This is a genomic window from Lichenihabitans sp. Uapishka_5, from assembly GCF_033947565.1.
Classification (GTDB): Bacteria; Pseudomonadota; Alphaproteobacteria; order Rhizobiales; family Beijerinckiaceae; genus Lichenihabitans.
The window spans coordinates 18,616-32,204 of sequence record NZ_JARPVX010000044.1 but is presented as its reverse complement, the minus strand read 5'-3'; the positions used below and the strand labels follow the sequence as shown (position 1 = coordinate 32,204).

Here is a 13,589-nt window from a genome sequence, read left to right as displayed (position 1 = left end):
CACCCTTGCCGCCGAGCGCGAGACCGAGGTGACGCTGAACATCGTCAAGCCGGCCGGTGCGTCTTGCCCGGGGCAACGCGATGTCCGTCAGGCGTTCAGTGAAGATGCGGCGTGGGCAGCCGTCTACCGCACACCGCCACCGTCGTGTCCGGACTGTGATGCGGACGAGCCGCCCCTGCCAGGGTAGATCGGCGAGCGTCCGTGTGTAGTGCGAGTGTAGCCGTGCGGAGGCTCGGCCACAGGCCAGACAGGAAGCGAATGCGTTGCGCCGGTGGGTGACAATGGTCAAGCAATCGGGATCGGGCTGGACTTGATCGACGACGAGCTCACCGGGAACGGGAGGCAGCAGACGTTTGCTCATCCTCTCGGAGTGCAACGTGTTCCCGGTTTAAACGACGTGACGCTTCGACTCGGGGTTGCACCAGAAGTGCGGAAGGACCCTCCGCCGGGTCAACTCTCAGTGGAAATCAACACCGAGGTCGACTTCTCGGAACTCTGCCGTGTCTTGGGGATGGAACTGGCGCATGCCGACCTCGATCGTGTCGAACCGCTCCCTGGCGTGCTTCGTCGCATGGCTGATAGTCTGACCTGAACGGAGCACGGCATCGCCTCGATCACCTCCCCAATCGGCGCCGACCGAATTCCATCCCGCGCGGTGGGGCCATGCTTCGATCTTCGCTCGACACCGAACTCGACCGAAACGGCGCGCGCTCTGACTCCCCTTGGGAGGCGTCGATGGCGTCGGTCCGAACCTGCCGGTCCTCCCCTTGCCCGAGGTGCCCCAAGTCCGGAGCCGTCGTTCCTGCCGTCACGAAGTCCTCGACGCTGTGATGCGGGCGCCTCAGTGGCGTTCTGACATCGCGTCGTCCGACGCCGAGCGTGAGCACGACGGCATGATGGACTGGATCACCATGTCGCCTGACTCAGAGGTACGGCGTGTGTCGGCAGTCGTTCGGCGTATCGACCACCCCCACGTAACCATGCCACGTCATGCACGATTGCTTGCCTGGGCAACCTGCGCGGCGCACCGTCGTTTGTCCGCCACGTACGCGTACCCTTTGTCGCATCCCATTTCGGCAACGGAAGCAACTCCAACGGCTTCCAAGCGGAAGACAGCGAGTCGTGCATCGGGGCATCGGCATCCGGGGCCGCGAAAGGCTTCCCGCACCGTCCCAACACCTTGTCGACCGTGGGATGGTCCACCCGCAGGCCGTGCTCGACGGCTTCCGAGATCATCCAACCCAAGGGGAATTTAGATAGTCCACTCGCGGACTCCTCGTACCCTCCGCCAACGTCGCCGTGCACCCCCGGGAACCAGACCTGGCGCAAATCGCGGGGGCCGCCGTCCGGCTTGGGTCTCCATACGTTCGGTCGGAAGAAGGCCCTTCGCTCGTCGATTGAGAGCGCATGGCGTGCGACCGCGATGTCCGGGTTGCTGGCCGTGTAGGGCAGCGAGACGGGAGACGTGAACCACCCCACGGAACTCACCGTGTCCCAAAGGCCCAAGAAGTAGGGCTTGCATTCCGTCGAGAACGTCGCCTTGAACTCTGCCGCAAGGCGGAAATAGTCGCTCACGGCATTGCCGCGGGCAGCGCTGGCTGGATCCTGGATCCGGAGGCGCCGAATGGCCCACAGCATCCTCACGGCATAGGGTACTAGGCCCGTGTTGAACGGCGCGACGAGGCCATACATGTACAAGAGGGATGCCAAGGCTCTTACGGTGTAAGCGCCGCGGCTGAATCCGAACATGAAAACGCGATCGCCCGGCTGGAACGTCTGGGCCAGAAAGACGTAAGCGTCGCGCACATCGTTCGCCAAGCCGTACCCGAACGCCATGCCGAGCACCTCGGCTACCCGCTCGCCTTGCCGCGTCACGAAGCCGGGGGGCGCCATCGTGCCGACCCCTGGATGGTAGTAGTTGACTTGGTCAGGCGCGGACTTCGGCAGGACCGAGTATATCTTGGCGACGTTCGTCCTAGCTTTCGAGAACTCGTTGGCGGTGCCGTCACAGCAAACCACGATCGACTTCGACATTGGTGCCCCTTCCATGCGACATCGGAGATGGCCTTCCACGTGACGTGAAGGGCTGCAAGAAGCATCGGCCCTGATCGCATCGTTCGGCCAGTCCCGCTTGTTCAGGGATTCGAGTCCGTCGCCCCGGGCCACGGAATCCTGTACTCCATCGCAAGTGGGCCATCGGGGTCCGTGATCTCGCGAACGCATGACAGGAACCGCTGCAACTCGCCGGCTTCCAATCCGCCGGCCTGTCCCGCGTATTGCTTCGCCGCGACTTCAAGTTCCATCTTTCCCTTGTCTGCCCTGATGACGCGTCCTCCGGTCTTCTGCTCCAGTCGCTGAAGGAGCGAGGGAAAAGGCATGTTCCAGCGCTTCGTGCCGTTCGCGAATTCCTGGTGCACTGGAACCATGGCAACGAGGTCGCGATGGGTCATCGATTCGAGCCCTCCCTCGCGCAGGGTCGCGTTGTGACTGGCGTGGTGGCCGACCTTGTAGAGCACCGTCATCGCGAGGAGATCCTCGGCCGTGACGGTGCCTGGCTCGCCCTTCTTCGCCATCGGAGGCCAGACATGCTCGTGCCAGGAAAGCCAATTGCCGACCTGTGCGTCGCCAGGAAAAAGCAGAACGCGACCGTCGGCCCCGTCACCGAGCCGAAAGGCCAGAACCAGGCTGGTATTGTTGGTGTCCGAATCCAGCTTGAGCGCGAGTTGCTCCGTGGCTCCAAGCCAGTCGGTATCGATCCTGCGCCATTCGTCATCCCGTCGACCGTAGAGCGCCTCGAACTTCGTCCAGGCCGAGTCGTCCGCCGGCGCGCCAAAACTCCTGGAACGTGGTTCGGTCGCAATCAGGTTCTTGAAGCCGAATGGCAGGCTGAGCCTGAGCTTGGCAATGTCGTCGACGTCAAGCTCGGAGGCGTCGCTGGTGGCGTTGAGCGCCGCGACGAGGAACAGGTCGTCCTGGATTGTCTCGGCATCCAGTTCGTAAACTTCCGACGAGTGCCTGTGAGGGTTGCTCCGCTTGAGCAACGCCTCAACCTTCGGCGGGCCGAGCACGTATACGGACAGGTCGGCGACCCCGTTGAATGCTCGTGGCGCGCCACCAGGCTGCAGGTAGGTGACCCTCTTCGCCTTGCCGCGAAGGTATGCCAAGATCTCCCCCGTGGAGCCGCCCGGAGCCGCGGGGGGCTGGGAGGGATCACGTCCGGAAAAGGCCATGAGCCCTTTCAGTGCCTCGAGGCCGTTTGACCTGCCTTCGGTCGGCGCTTCGTCGTCGTCGTCGGTCGAAGGTTCACTCGACATCAGCGCGGCCAGTGCCGAGTGGCTTCGCTCGAGCAAGGCCATGGCCTGCGCACGCCCGGTGCGAAGCTTCGCCGCCTGCTCGTCGCGAGGATCCTCCGTCCAAGCGAGCCACAACTCGCCGATGTCCAGCCGGTCGAAGATGTCGCGAGCCTGGTGGAAACAAGAGAGATGGTCCACGTGTTCGTGCGTGATCACGAGGAGGTCGATCCTGGGCGCCAGCGACGCCACGTCGGACATGATACGCCGCGCCCGTTCCTTTGCCCCGGGCATGCCTTGAAGTATGCCGCTGTCGATCAGGACGTTGAACGTAGCCGTCGCGCCGGGGAAGCGCAGGAGGAAGCAGTCTCCCAGGATGTCGCGGTACATGCGGATGGTGACTGCCCCGCGCATGAATTCGTCATCCGGCATTCCATCGACTTGCTTTCGGGAAGAAGTTTTCCCTGCATCATTCTCGGTGGTTGGCGGGGGCTTTTTCCTGGTCGTTCGAATGGCCATGGCGCCCGTCCTAAAGCACGCGATGCAGGAACGCGAACGGCTCCGCGCGGCTCGATGCGCCGAAGTAGGTCGCTCCCAACGCCTCCCCAGCGGCACCGAACATGAAGTCACGCTGCTCGGCGAGCCGTTCGTCGCTCGCGATGTCCTTGACGATGCAGAAGCGGACCTTGCGGGTTCGCAGGTCGACGATCAAAGTTGCCCCACCGCGGAACGTGAAATCGGCAGTGACCCCTTTCATTCGCCCGTGGTCTTCCAGCCGTGCCTGCAAATCAGCCGTTCGGTAGCCTCTTCGCTCCTGCGTGATCTCGATGACGATCTGTGGTTCCTGCTCGCCATCCGGTCCGATCCTGTTGGCGACGCGTACGGATTGGACCTCGAAGGTCGGTGTCTTCTTTTTCCTGGATCTTCGGATGGTGCGCGGGGCGTCGGCTTGGAGCCACATGCCCATGGCCCTGATCGCCGGATGGGACGGCACGGCGTGGTCCCCCAACCAGTTCTGGAGTTCGGCACACCGCCTCTCCGCGGCGTCGTAGATCGAGCGCCTGTCGCTGAGGTAAGGGAAGGTCTCTTCCGACAGCCAGTCGATGTCTAGCGATGCGTCCGGCGGCTCCCAGATCAGGTTGTCCACGGACAATGACCTGCAGTCCTTCGGGTATATCCCCCTCCGCCGGAATGCCTCCACGACAGCGATCCTGTAGCCGCGAGGGTCGTCGTTCACGAGGTCGGCATCCGACGTGACGAGGGCACGAAGAAAGTCGCCGAAATTGACGTCGACGGGCGGAAGGTAGTCCAAGGCCCTGATACACATCCGTAGGACGTGGCTGGCGGCCTTGGTGGCCTCGATCGTCAGCCGATTGACGAGGTCGGGATGCAAGTCGGCTTCAGGGAAGCGGGTGCCGTCCCCGGTGGCCATTCGGAGCAGGTCGGCGACACGGGAGCGGTATATCGTCACGAACGCGTCGAAGACGGCGGCGACAAGTATCGCGCCCCGATCGTGCGGCTCGACAATGCGATCCAGGGCGTTCGGATCGGGCAATCCGGTCTTTAGATCCACGTCGTCGATGGCGTCGCGAAGGGCGCCGTAATGACCCGTCGCCTGCCCGAACTGCGTGGCGAGCCCGCTCAACAGTGACCTCTGGCCGAGATCGCCGCGAAGCTGCGCGATCTGTTGGCGAACGGCTTCGGGCAGCGTGAAGTGCTGGAATAGCGCGACGATGTCGGCGAAGGCTTCGTGGAAGGCAAGGGCGTCGACGTTGCTCGGCTCGATGTACCGGCGGTGCATGCCGTCCAGGATCGCGTGGGTGGTCTCGTGCGCCACGATGTCGTGGGATAGGCACGTGAACACGGTGCCGCCAGGCAGGTTGCGACCCGGATTGCGAAGCGACGCTCGAAAGTAGCCGAACAGCAGTGCGACCTTGACTGGGCTGTAGTAGGCGTTCGCCTCACGAAGTCCATGCGGATAGATCCTCAAGCGGCCGACGTAGCGATCGACGCTCGATTTCGTGGTCCAGTCCCAAGGGCGCGGCGCCCATAGTATTCGCCGGCCGAGAGCCCGTTCGAAGTTGCGGATGGTCAACATCGAGACCGCGAACGCCATCTGCTGATGGAACTTCGGATTTCCCTCCGACGGCACGTATCCGTCCTGGACGAGCAACGATGGCTCATCCAGGTTCACGGGTGCATAGAAGCCGCCACTTGCTGGATCGACGTCCAGCACTTCGACGTACTCTCCTATGGGACCTGGCTGCAGGTCCTCCCACTTGAGCCGAACCGTCGCGACGTTCATGACCGCGGTCTGCAGATCGAGCGACGCCGCAGGGTCGAATGCGTAGATCCTCAAGCGTCGGAAGGGAGGCTCGTTCGCATCTGCCCTTCGTGGCTCCGATCCGGTGGCTTCCATCGTCGCGCTCCCGCAGCGAAGTCTTAGGTGAATGTACCATCGTCGACACGCGTCGCGAGTTCGCCGTCGACGGACATTTGCCTGCGTACCATCACGAGTTAAGCCATTCCCACTCGTGTTTGCAAAGCGGATCGCGATCGCCTGAGCCGTCATTCAGGAAGGCCGTCGGCGGCTGGGTCGCAACGGCTTGGATTTTTTGTTGCTGCTCCCAAACGGCCCCAGCTCCTTCAGTGTCCGAAGCATTTCACCGATGCCGGTGAGCATGGGCAGCCGCTCAGCGCTCAGTCGACGCTTCTCCGCTGCAATCGAAGCCCTGCCTGCCACCGTCCCAAATACCGAATGCGCAAACTATCTCGTCAACGCCGGGTATGCATCGGCAAAATCCCATCACGCTCTTACGCAGTTGCAACTCAGCCTAACCCCGGTCGTGCCTGATGGGCTTGGATCTGAGACATGAGATGCGAGTTCGTCGAAGCGAAACGTTGGTCGACCCCGCCGAGCATCTCGATGCTCGCGGCGAGGCCATCGATCGTCAGGCCGTTCGTCTCCAGGGCGACAGCGATGTCTGAATTGGAAATGCCGTTCAACTGCAGCGAGCGTATGATGCGCAGGAAGAGTTCGTTCGGCCCGACGAACGGTACGATAAGCTGCGCCAGCGAAGCCCTCTCGCCCTGCGGCGCGACGGTGGAACCGCCTTCGTGGGCTTCCGCGTCAGACTCCAGGTTGCGGGCCGACCTGACCACGATATGCACGACAGCGCTGGACCAGAAATCCTCGTTGAACGCGGTGGTGAGCCATCGCTCGAGGGCAGCATCGTAGATGGCGGCGCTGAGGTCACGTCGGGCATGCACATCGCCGTTCCCTTCGGTCGAGAGCCAGTCGACCGCCCCGAGCCCGATCGCCCAAAGCGCCTTCGGTACTGCATCTGAGCCGACGTCTAGGCGCAGGTTGAAACGGTGCAGGTCTCGCTCGCGGTACCGGAGGATGGACCGCCATTGATCCGTCCAGGCTCGGGCCGGTTCCGGCGAACGCGCAATGGACCAGCCCAGGACCCCGTGAATCCAGTCGGAGGGCCTCGGTGCGAGGGAGATCGCCGTTTCCACCGCCTCGGATGATGCCGTGTCGTCCATGTCGCCTGGAAGCGGCAGACGCTGGCCTGCCAGTGCGGCAGGATCCCTGGCGCCCACTGCAGGCAGGGCAGCGGCCACCGCGGCAAAGTATGCGTCGTCATGCGCAAGGTCGGGCGAGCGCCATCCGGGCCATGCAGCCGGGGATGCCTGCTCGGTGAGTGCCGTCATCAGGAACCATGCCGGAGCCGTGCCGACGTCCGAGGCCTTGGGAACCAGCAAGGAAGCACGCGACAGGCGCCACGCAAGATCCCGAACCAAGCCTGTCGCATTCAGGAAGCCGAGCGGACGCCCATCGGGCCGACCCAGGGTGGCGCGCGCAATCCTGGTCGCCGCGGAGGTGAGGTCCGCCGCGAGTGCCTCATCCGTCCATTCCTCACCTACCTCGTCGGCGGCACACCGAATCCTGGTGCGCAGGTGCTCCAGGCCGGAACCGAGCAACAACGGCGCGACCAACGAACCGTTCCAGGCTCCGCGGTCGTCGAAGGCGACCTGGGCCAAGCCCAGGAGTTCGCACACTTCGTCTAAGTCGTTGACGATCCTGCGCGACGCGAGCGCGTCCGCGACAGGATAGGGCAAGTCGTAACGGGACAGCAGGTCGACGAACGCGTGCCGGCTTGCACGGTGCACGAGGAGGAGCAGCTCACCGCTCGGCCCCCAATACAGGGCAGTGTTCGGATGCCCGCGCGACAGGGAAACGAAGTCGCCCTTCTCGCGCCAGTGTGTTACTGTCGCAAGGAAGCCCTCGCGCTCGGCTGAAGATACGCAGGCAGCAGGGTCGGTGACCTCCGCATCGATCACTTCGCCCGCAAGCGACACGAGTCGCTCCAGTGACCGAGGATCGGCGGCGATGCTGCGGCTGACCTCCTCCTCGAACGCGTCCCATGCGTGGGAAGTCAGGACATCCCGTATGGCGTGCCATGTCGCGGCCTCGGTGCGCTGGGTCAGCGCGTCGGCGGCCGAGAGCCCAAGCATCCACAACGCTGGCACATCGTCCTCGCCGCTGCGAGCCAGGGTTGCAAAGCGGCCTGCAGCGCCGTCCAAGCCTGCAAGCAAAAGCGAGCGCTCGAGCAGAGGGCCGACACGGCTCACCCGCTTCTGAATGCCACGATTCTGCCCGTTCCGTGCGGCCAGATCCAGCATGCAAGAGGCCACCACCGCACGGGCGGGCAATGCCTCGGCGTCGTTTGCCCACGTGGCTTCCGCCTGGGCTTGCATCAGGCGCTTGTGCCTGGCCAAGGGAGCGTTGTCCTCGACGCGTGACCCTCTCATTTCCTGCCGCTCCTTCCGGCCGAGCCTGAGGTGTGTCCATGCCTGGCCCGATGCCCGGACATGATGTCCCAAAGCTCGTCGAAGAACGCGATGGCGCGGGTGTCGTGCGCGTTCCACCCGCGGCTTGCCGCGTTCAGCCCGGGATGTGCGCCACCCACTGTCGCCCCGAAATGCCACAACTCTTCGTCTACGATGGCGAAGCGGTCGTGGATGTACGGGAACTCGTCCTTGTCCAGGACTGGCAGCCACTGAACCCTGATCTCTGCGACAGGGCGGGGAGACCGACGGTTGGCGAGGCCGGTCAGGTCGGACACAACCGAGGCGATCAAGTCACGCTCGACGCCGCCGTGCCTTTCCGTCAGGACCCGAATTTCTGGAGCATCCGTAAGCGCAACCGCAGATTCCAGAACATCGACGTTCGATGTGTTGAACTTCGGGTCCATGATCAGGATCCGAGCCTGGGCCGATGCCATCGCTTCAACGAAGGCATCCAAGGCAAGGACGTCGACCGGCATGCGCCCCGCTGCCGCGATGGCACGCCGTCGGAAATCGATGCTCTCCCGGTCGGGAAACCGACAGACGTCCAGTCGGCCCCAAAAGGAGCGTAGCGGGTAATAGATTACCGACGGCCAGAGCAGTTCGGCCTTGCTCGTCCGGTCAGCATCGGAGGCCGGGCCGGCTCGACTGTCGGTGCGTCGGGTACGAAGCGCGCCATGTCAGCTGTCACCGTCGCGGGTCGCGTCCGCTGGGGTAATCGCCATCCGCCGCCTTGCCAGGAACACGCCGACTTCCTCGGCCTTGTCGAAGAGGCCCGCCAACTCCTCGATGACGGGATCCGGGTCTGGCAATCGGATGATCATGCCCGCCCTGCCGCCAAGGGATCCAAGCGAGTTGCCCGTGAACCAGACGTTGTCGTCGACGACAAGGAAACGGTCATGCAGGGGCGGCGGGTCGCCTCTGAGCACCTTGACTTTGGCACGCTCCGGCGAGCCTCGTGCTGCCTCAAGACGCACGACCTCTCGCTCAAGTTCATCCAGGCGCTCGGTCTCCACCGACTTGTCCGTTTGGTGAAAGGGCATGGCTGATGTCAGAATGCGGACCTGAACCGACGCGCGAGTTACGGCGTGTGCGAACCTGAACAGCTCCAGGCCCGTGACATAGGGGTCATAGATGCCGACGGATTTCCGCGCCGCTCCGATCAATGAACGGAGGAAGGCCGCAGCGTTGCCATGATCGTCTGCAAACCACCGCTGGCCCAACCGCTGAGCCGCAGCCTGGCGTCCGCGACGGGCCGCACCGGCGACCAGCCCATCCCGGGGAGTCACGGGGTCGCCAACGACGGTCACCTCGTCCACGACGTCGGTCACGTCGAACGCGTCGACAGACGCAGCGGCACCACGGCCCACCGGGCTGGAGTATCGGCGTGCACCGCCGACGATCGACGAGCTCAGTGTCAACGTGCTTGCGAAGGCGGCCGGCTTGGACCAGTAGAGCATCCCACGCTGCGGGCAGGTGATCAGCAGGCCTTCCGCATGGTTGCGCCCACCATGCCCGAAGACCGCGAAGGTCCGCGTCCCTTCCAGGCACTGCTGTTCCAGACGGGTAGCCAAGCCGGCCCTCTCCTGAAACGAAGTTATCTCTACGCCCGCGATGGAGGCCCCCGGACGCGGAACGATGTTCACCAGCGTTCGTCCCTCGCCCACGTTGTCGGCAGGCGGAAGTCGTCGACGCTCGAGCCGATGCCAAACGGGATTGGGAGCTACCATCGCGAGGCCCCCGATCCACTCGGGATGCGTGCCGAAATCCACGAAGGTACGTTCGGCAAGCCACGCCCTCGTTCCGGGGTCGGCTGCGATCGCCTCCAAGCGAGGGTCAGGCGACGACAGGGAACGATGGACGCGCGGTTGGTCGTGCCAGTCGCTCAGGAACGGCAGCTCGTAGCGCATTCCGTCCTCGACTCGTTCTGCCCCAACGAAAAGTCCGAGTTCCGGCCAGGGCAGGTCAGCGGACAACGAGTTGACGAGGAGCGGTCCACCGTCCTGCTCGAGACGGTCGGCAGGCTTGGCCGGCACTGGAGTGAAGGCGTTGCCGCCTGCCGCTGCTCCGTACCAGAGGAGGGCCTGATCGCCGGTCATTGCCACTCGGCGAAAGAAGGCGGTGCCTCCGACGACGCCCTTGATGCCCCGACGTTCCAGCCGACCGCTCTCCGGTTCCGGAAAGGGGCGAGGGAGCATTTCGACACTGGCGAAGAGCAGGCGCGCCTCGGACTTCTTGCGGTCGAAGTGCGTGGCCAGACGCACGATGGCGTACAGGTAATCTTGCTCGGAGATCACGGAATCGGCTTCAGGTTTGAACGGCCCTATTCGCGACCTTGTTAATCGCCTTCGCCAACGCATCGCACGTCGAAACGGTTGCGATCCTCAAAGGCAGGAAGGCGGAAGCGCGTCCGTCGCGCTCCATTTTCCGGGTTTCCGGGTTTGCCTCCGAACGGAAGCGTCTCATTCACGGGACCGTGGATTGCGGTCTGCATTCCCGGAAACTCGGGCGAGTTCGTCCTGACCGCGATGCTTCAGTCGGCCTCGCGGTCGAACCGGGCCCGGGAACCGGACCGGAGGGCGGCGCGCACGTCGACGATCGTCTTGGCCTCGGAGGCGCGGGCGACGATCGACTTCAGCCATTTCGGCCGAAAGGCGCAGATCTCGGTGGCGATGGGCGGAAGCTGCCATGCGTGCACCGGAGCCGAATAGCGGGATCCGGCCACCAGGGGCCGCCCGGTCCGGAAGCGGTAGTCCACCTTGGCGGGACGCGCCGCGCCGCGTTCGAACGCCATGTCCTCCGTCGCGGCCGTGAAGGCGACGTTGAAATCAGCGATCCTCCCGCTCGGCGCCAGGGTCACCCGTAGGGCCCGTCTGAAATCCACATGCCGGAGGGAACGGGCTGCCCGCCCATCCACCGGGGATCGATCGGGAACGGCTCGAACCTGACGGTCCAGGGCATGGCGTCGTAGGTGTCGAAGGGCAGGACCCAGTCGGTCCGAGGGGAAAAGGCCCCATGCCACCTTCGGGACAGGCGTTCCGCGGTAAGGGCCGGATCATCGGTCATGGTCACCACCGCCACGTCGAACCCGACCAGGCGCGCCAAGCGCCGCGTTTCCCCGGACCGGAACACGGCGATGGTGGCGATCTCGGTCGCCGGTCCATCAAAGGGCGGGTCGTTCTGAACGGATCCATTCATTGCCACGGCTGCACTCCCATCTGAGTGCCGTTTTTAATATTAGTTATCTTTTCAATATCAACAGTTATCTGCGTTCAAGGGCGTCGAATCCCGTGCCGCTGGTGTAAGAAGGGTGAATGACGATGTCGCGGAATCAATTGCGCGCTGCGCGGATCCTCCTCTGCCTTTCCCAGGAAGAACTCGCGGCGCTCTCGAACGTGGGCGTGGCGACGATCAGGCGTTACGAGACCGGCGCGTCCATAACGACAGCCAACGTGGAGATGCTCCGGGCGGCCGCCGAGACGGCGGGGGCGGTCTTCCTCGAAGGCCAAGAGGTTTCCGGAACCCGGATCGGTGACGGCGTGGCTCTGAAGGGGGTCGACGAACTGCCCGTGGATACGTCGGAAAGGCTGAACAGAAGATGGGATGTGAAAACGCTTCTGACAACGACCCCCGCCAGAAACCCCGATAAGCATTTGATTTGAATTGCATTTATTCGTAGGCGAGGGGTCAGCCTTCGCGCGATAGGTGACCCCTAATCAATTCCAGAAAACCTGTTTCATACCAATGAGATACGCAGGTATTTTGATAGGGTCGATGTTGCACGCGTTTCCACAGTATTCGTCGCTGGCCTGCATCGCGGAGGCCTTCGATGAGCCGTCGTAGTGGCCGCACTCCTCCCACGTTCGTGTAATCCATGGCTGACACCGACAGGACGGCGATCCTCCCCGCCCACATCGAGGGCACGGTCGAGGCCATCGCCCGCCTCCATGCCGACCACCGCGATCGAGCCACACCTTTCCAGGCGTTCATCGCCAACCTGACATCTCGGGCCGGACGACCAAGTTTCATTGCTTGGCTTACAGCCTTGATGGCGGGTTGGGTGGCTTTCAACCTCGTGCTGATCGGCGCAGGCAGGCAGCCCCTCGATGAACCGCCGTTTGCCTGGCTGGAATTGTTCGCCAGCCTCCTGGCCCTCGTCATGACGGTGATGATCCTGACGACCCAGCGCCGCGACGAGCTGGCCGGACATCGTGACCAGCTCACGCTGGAGTTGGCCATCATGTCCTTCCGTTCGGCAAGCGAGACGCATATCACCGGCGGCGCCAAAAGAACGAAAAACCGCGTAATCGCCCAGTGGCAGGTCGTCACCGCGCCGATGGTAGGGACTGGGAAATTGCTGCGAAGGACGATCGCATGATAGGTGCACTGCCGATTAATGCGCCCGGAAGGCTTGCAAGGTCGGCGCCTCCCTACACCGATGCATTTGCGCCGCCCCCTTGCGGGTCGCGTCAGCGTCAATGTCACAAGGAAAATGCAAGCCACAAGGATCGCGTCGCCAGACCTGCGAGAATGGCGGCGACCACTAGGCTGCCAGCGCGACGGCAGAGCGGCGACCACGCAACGCCATGCAGCCGGGATGCCGCGACCCCTATGGCCGCGAACCACGCTCCGGCCATCAGGAACACAGTGCAGCAGGCAAGCCCCATCGCGGTCGGAGTGCAAGCATGGCTGACGAAAAAGGCCGCGAAATAGGGGACGGACAGCGGGTTCAAGGCGGCCGTCGCGAAGCCGAGCGCGAAGGGCGCAATGCCGGGTGACGGCTTTTTGGTGGACGCATTGGCGGCGGGTTCGGACCACGGGGGTCCACACAGGCGTAACGCGGCACGGAGCATGACGGCGGCGACGATGACGCCGCCGGCGACCCGGATCGTGCCCCCCTGCGGCAGAGCTTTGGCGCTCGATGCCGCGATGGCCGCCGCGAGCGCCGCGCCGGTGGCGACGCCTGCTGCAGCGAGGACCGGCTTGAAAGCCGACCGTTCCCTGACGGATTGCAGGACCACGGCGGCATTGGGGCCCGGAATGGCCAGCATGCAGCCATAGGCGACGGCGAGCTGGGACAAGATCGAGGTTGTGTCACGGTCGATCATCATGACGTCTTTCGCGGCGAGCCGCTCGATGGGTGTCGATCGGCTCGCGCGGATGTTGCCGCTCCCCTATCCGAACGAGAGGAGCTGCCGGGCGCCGATGAAGCCCGGAGCCTTGTGATCGCGAGAAAGAATATCGTCCTGCCGCCCGGTGAAAAGGATACTTCACTGGATCGCTTGCGTCGGAAGGCACCGGCGGCGCGTGTCACGCCATGGGCCGATTCAGTCTACTGCGGCGTGCCTTCGGCGCCTCATCCCGAAGCCGGCGGCTCCGAGGGCCAGCAGAGCGGCGCCGAACATCGGAGCAGAGGCCGGGAGGGGGACCGCTGATACCGAAGTG

The 13,589-nt window shown here is 64.0% G+C and carries 13 protein-coding genes and 1 pseudogene; 4 read left to right on the top strand and 10 right to left on the bottom strand.

The annotated features are described in order from the left end of the window. A partial coding sequence (locus tag P7D22_RS14825; RefSeq protein WP_319935022.1) for a hypothetical protein occupies positions 1-187 on the top strand: 187 nt, incomplete at its 5' end. Here P7D22_RS14825 and P7D22_RS14820 read toward each other — a convergent pair. Next, a pseudogene (locus P7D22_RS14820) lies at positions 188-361 on the bottom strand (ISL3-like element ISMdi2 family transposase); the annotation flags it as partial. Here P7D22_RS14820 and P7D22_RS14815 point away from each other — a divergent pair. Continuing rightward, positions 311-592, top strand: coding sequence for a hypothetical protein (locus tag P7D22_RS14815; protein WP_319935021.1), 282 nt, complete (start codon positions 311-313; stop codon positions 590-592). The pseudogene P7D22_RS14820 and the gene P7D22_RS14815 overlap by 51 nt on opposite strands. A gap of 314 nt (positions 593-906) precedes the next feature. Here the strand turns inward: P7D22_RS14815 and P7D22_RS14810 are convergent, their stop codons facing one another. The 8 genes from P7D22_RS14810 to P7D22_RS14775 all read right to left on the bottom strand — a co-directional run bounded on the left by P7D22_RS14810 (position 907) and on the right by P7D22_RS14775 (position 11,342). Beyond that, a complete protein-coding gene (locus P7D22_RS14810; RefSeq protein WP_319935019.1) occupies positions 907-2,034 on the bottom strand; it encodes a DUF2235 domain-containing protein in 1,128 nt (375 codons plus the stop codon). Positions 2,035-2,135: 101 nt separating this feature from the next. Next, positions 2,136-3,722: an MBL fold metallo-hydrolase gene (locus P7D22_RS14805; protein WP_319935018.1), complete on the bottom strand. Its 1,587-nt coding sequence runs from the start codon at positions 3,720-3,722 to the stop codon at positions 2,136-2,138. 97 nt (positions 3,723-3,819) lie between these two features. Then, entirely contained in the window at positions 3,820-5,709 is a 1,890-nt protein-coding gene (locus tag P7D22_RS14800) for a hypothetical protein (protein ID WP_319935017.1), read from the bottom strand. A gap of 410 nt (positions 5,710-6,119) precedes the next feature. Then, complete coding sequence (locus tag P7D22_RS14795; RefSeq protein ID WP_319935016.1) at positions 6,120-8,075, bottom strand: hypothetical protein; 1,956 nt, start codon at positions 8,073-8,075, stop codon at positions 6,120-6,122. A 29-nt stretch (positions 8,076-8,104) separates the two neighbouring features. Then, on the bottom strand, positions 8,105-8,623 hold the full coding sequence (locus tag P7D22_RS14790) for a hypothetical protein (protein WP_319935015.1): 519 nt from the start codon (positions 8,621-8,623) through the stop codon (positions 8,105-8,107). A 201-nt stretch (positions 8,624-8,824) separates the two neighbouring features. After that, positions 8,825-10,441 (bottom strand): VPA1262 family N-terminal domain-containing protein, encoded by a 1,617-nt coding sequence (locus P7D22_RS14785; protein ID WP_319935014.1) that lies wholly within the window; start codon positions 10,439-10,441, stop codon positions 8,825-8,827. Between the two features lie 236 nt (positions 10,442-10,677). Further along, the gene (locus P7D22_RS14780; RefSeq protein ID WP_319935013.1) at positions 10,678-10,938 is read right to left on the bottom strand and encodes a hypothetical protein; all 261 of its coding nucleotides are present in this window, start codon (positions 10,936-10,938) and stop codon (positions 10,678-10,680) included. A 62-nt stretch (positions 10,939-11,000) separates the two neighbouring features. Then, positions 11,001-11,342: a hypothetical protein gene (locus tag P7D22_RS14775; RefSeq protein ID WP_319935012.1), complete on the bottom strand. Its 342-nt coding sequence runs from the start codon at positions 11,340-11,342 to the stop codon at positions 11,001-11,003. Between the two features lie 116 nt (positions 11,343-11,458). Between P7D22_RS14775 and P7D22_RS14770 the strand changes: the two genes are divergently transcribed. Together P7D22_RS14770 and P7D22_RS14765 are read left to right on the top strand one after the other, a co-directional pair. Continuing rightward, the gene (locus P7D22_RS14770; RefSeq protein ID WP_319935011.1) at positions 11,459-11,806 is read left to right on the top strand and encodes a helix-turn-helix domain-containing protein; all 348 of its coding nucleotides are present in this window, start codon (positions 11,459-11,461) and stop codon (positions 11,804-11,806) included. A gap of 212 nt (positions 11,807-12,018) precedes the next feature. Beyond that, on the top strand, positions 12,019-12,522 hold the full coding sequence (locus P7D22_RS14765) for a DUF1003 domain-containing protein (protein WP_319935010.1): 504 nt from the start codon (positions 12,019-12,021) through the stop codon (positions 12,520-12,522). A 103-nt stretch (positions 12,523-12,625) separates the two neighbouring features. Here the strand turns inward: P7D22_RS14765 and P7D22_RS14760 are convergent, their stop codons facing one another. Next, the gene (locus P7D22_RS14760) at positions 12,626-13,255 is read right to left on the bottom strand and encodes a LysE family transporter (protein ID WP_319935009.1); all 630 of its coding nucleotides are present in this window, start codon (positions 13,253-13,255) and stop codon (positions 12,626-12,628) included. Between the last annotated feature and the right edge of the window lie 334 nt (positions 13,256-13,589).

Bases quoted from the DNA above. Each gene is read 5' to 3' on its own strand.
- P7D22_RS14790 (WP_319935015.1), bottom strand. From the start codon at position 8,623: ATGCCGGTCGACGTCCTTGCCTTGGATGCCTTCGTTGAAGCGATGGCA.
- P7D22_RS14770 (WP_319935011.1), top strand. From the start codon at position 11,459: ATGACGATGTCGCGGAATCAATTGCGCGCTGCGCGGATCCTCCTCTGC.
- P7D22_RS14810 (WP_319935019.1), bottom strand. From the start codon at position 2,034: ATGTCGAAGTCGATCGTGGTTTGCTGTGACGGCACCGCCAACGAGTTC.
- P7D22_RS14765 (WP_319935010.1), top strand. From the start codon at position 12,019: ATGGCTGACACCGACAGGACGGCGATCCTCCCCGCCCACATCGAGGGC.
- P7D22_RS14800 (WP_319935017.1), bottom strand. From the start codon at position 5,709: ATGGAAGCCACCGGATCGGAGCCACGAAGGGCAGATGCGAACGAGCCT.
- P7D22_RS14760 (WP_319935009.1), bottom strand. From the start codon at position 13,255: ATGATGATCGACCGTGACACAACCTCGATCTTGTCCCAGCTCGCCGTC.
- P7D22_RS14805 (WP_319935018.1), bottom strand. From the start codon at position 3,722: ATGCCGGATGACGAATTCATGCGCGGGGCAGTCACCATCCGCATGTAC.
- P7D22_RS14775 (WP_319935012.1), bottom strand. From the start codon at position 11,342: ATGAATGGATCCGTTCAGAACGACCCGCCCTTTGATGGACCGGCGACC.
- P7D22_RS14780 (WP_319935013.1), bottom strand. From the start codon at position 10,938: ATGGCGTTCGAACGCGGCGCGGCGCGTCCCGCCAAGGTGGACTACCGC.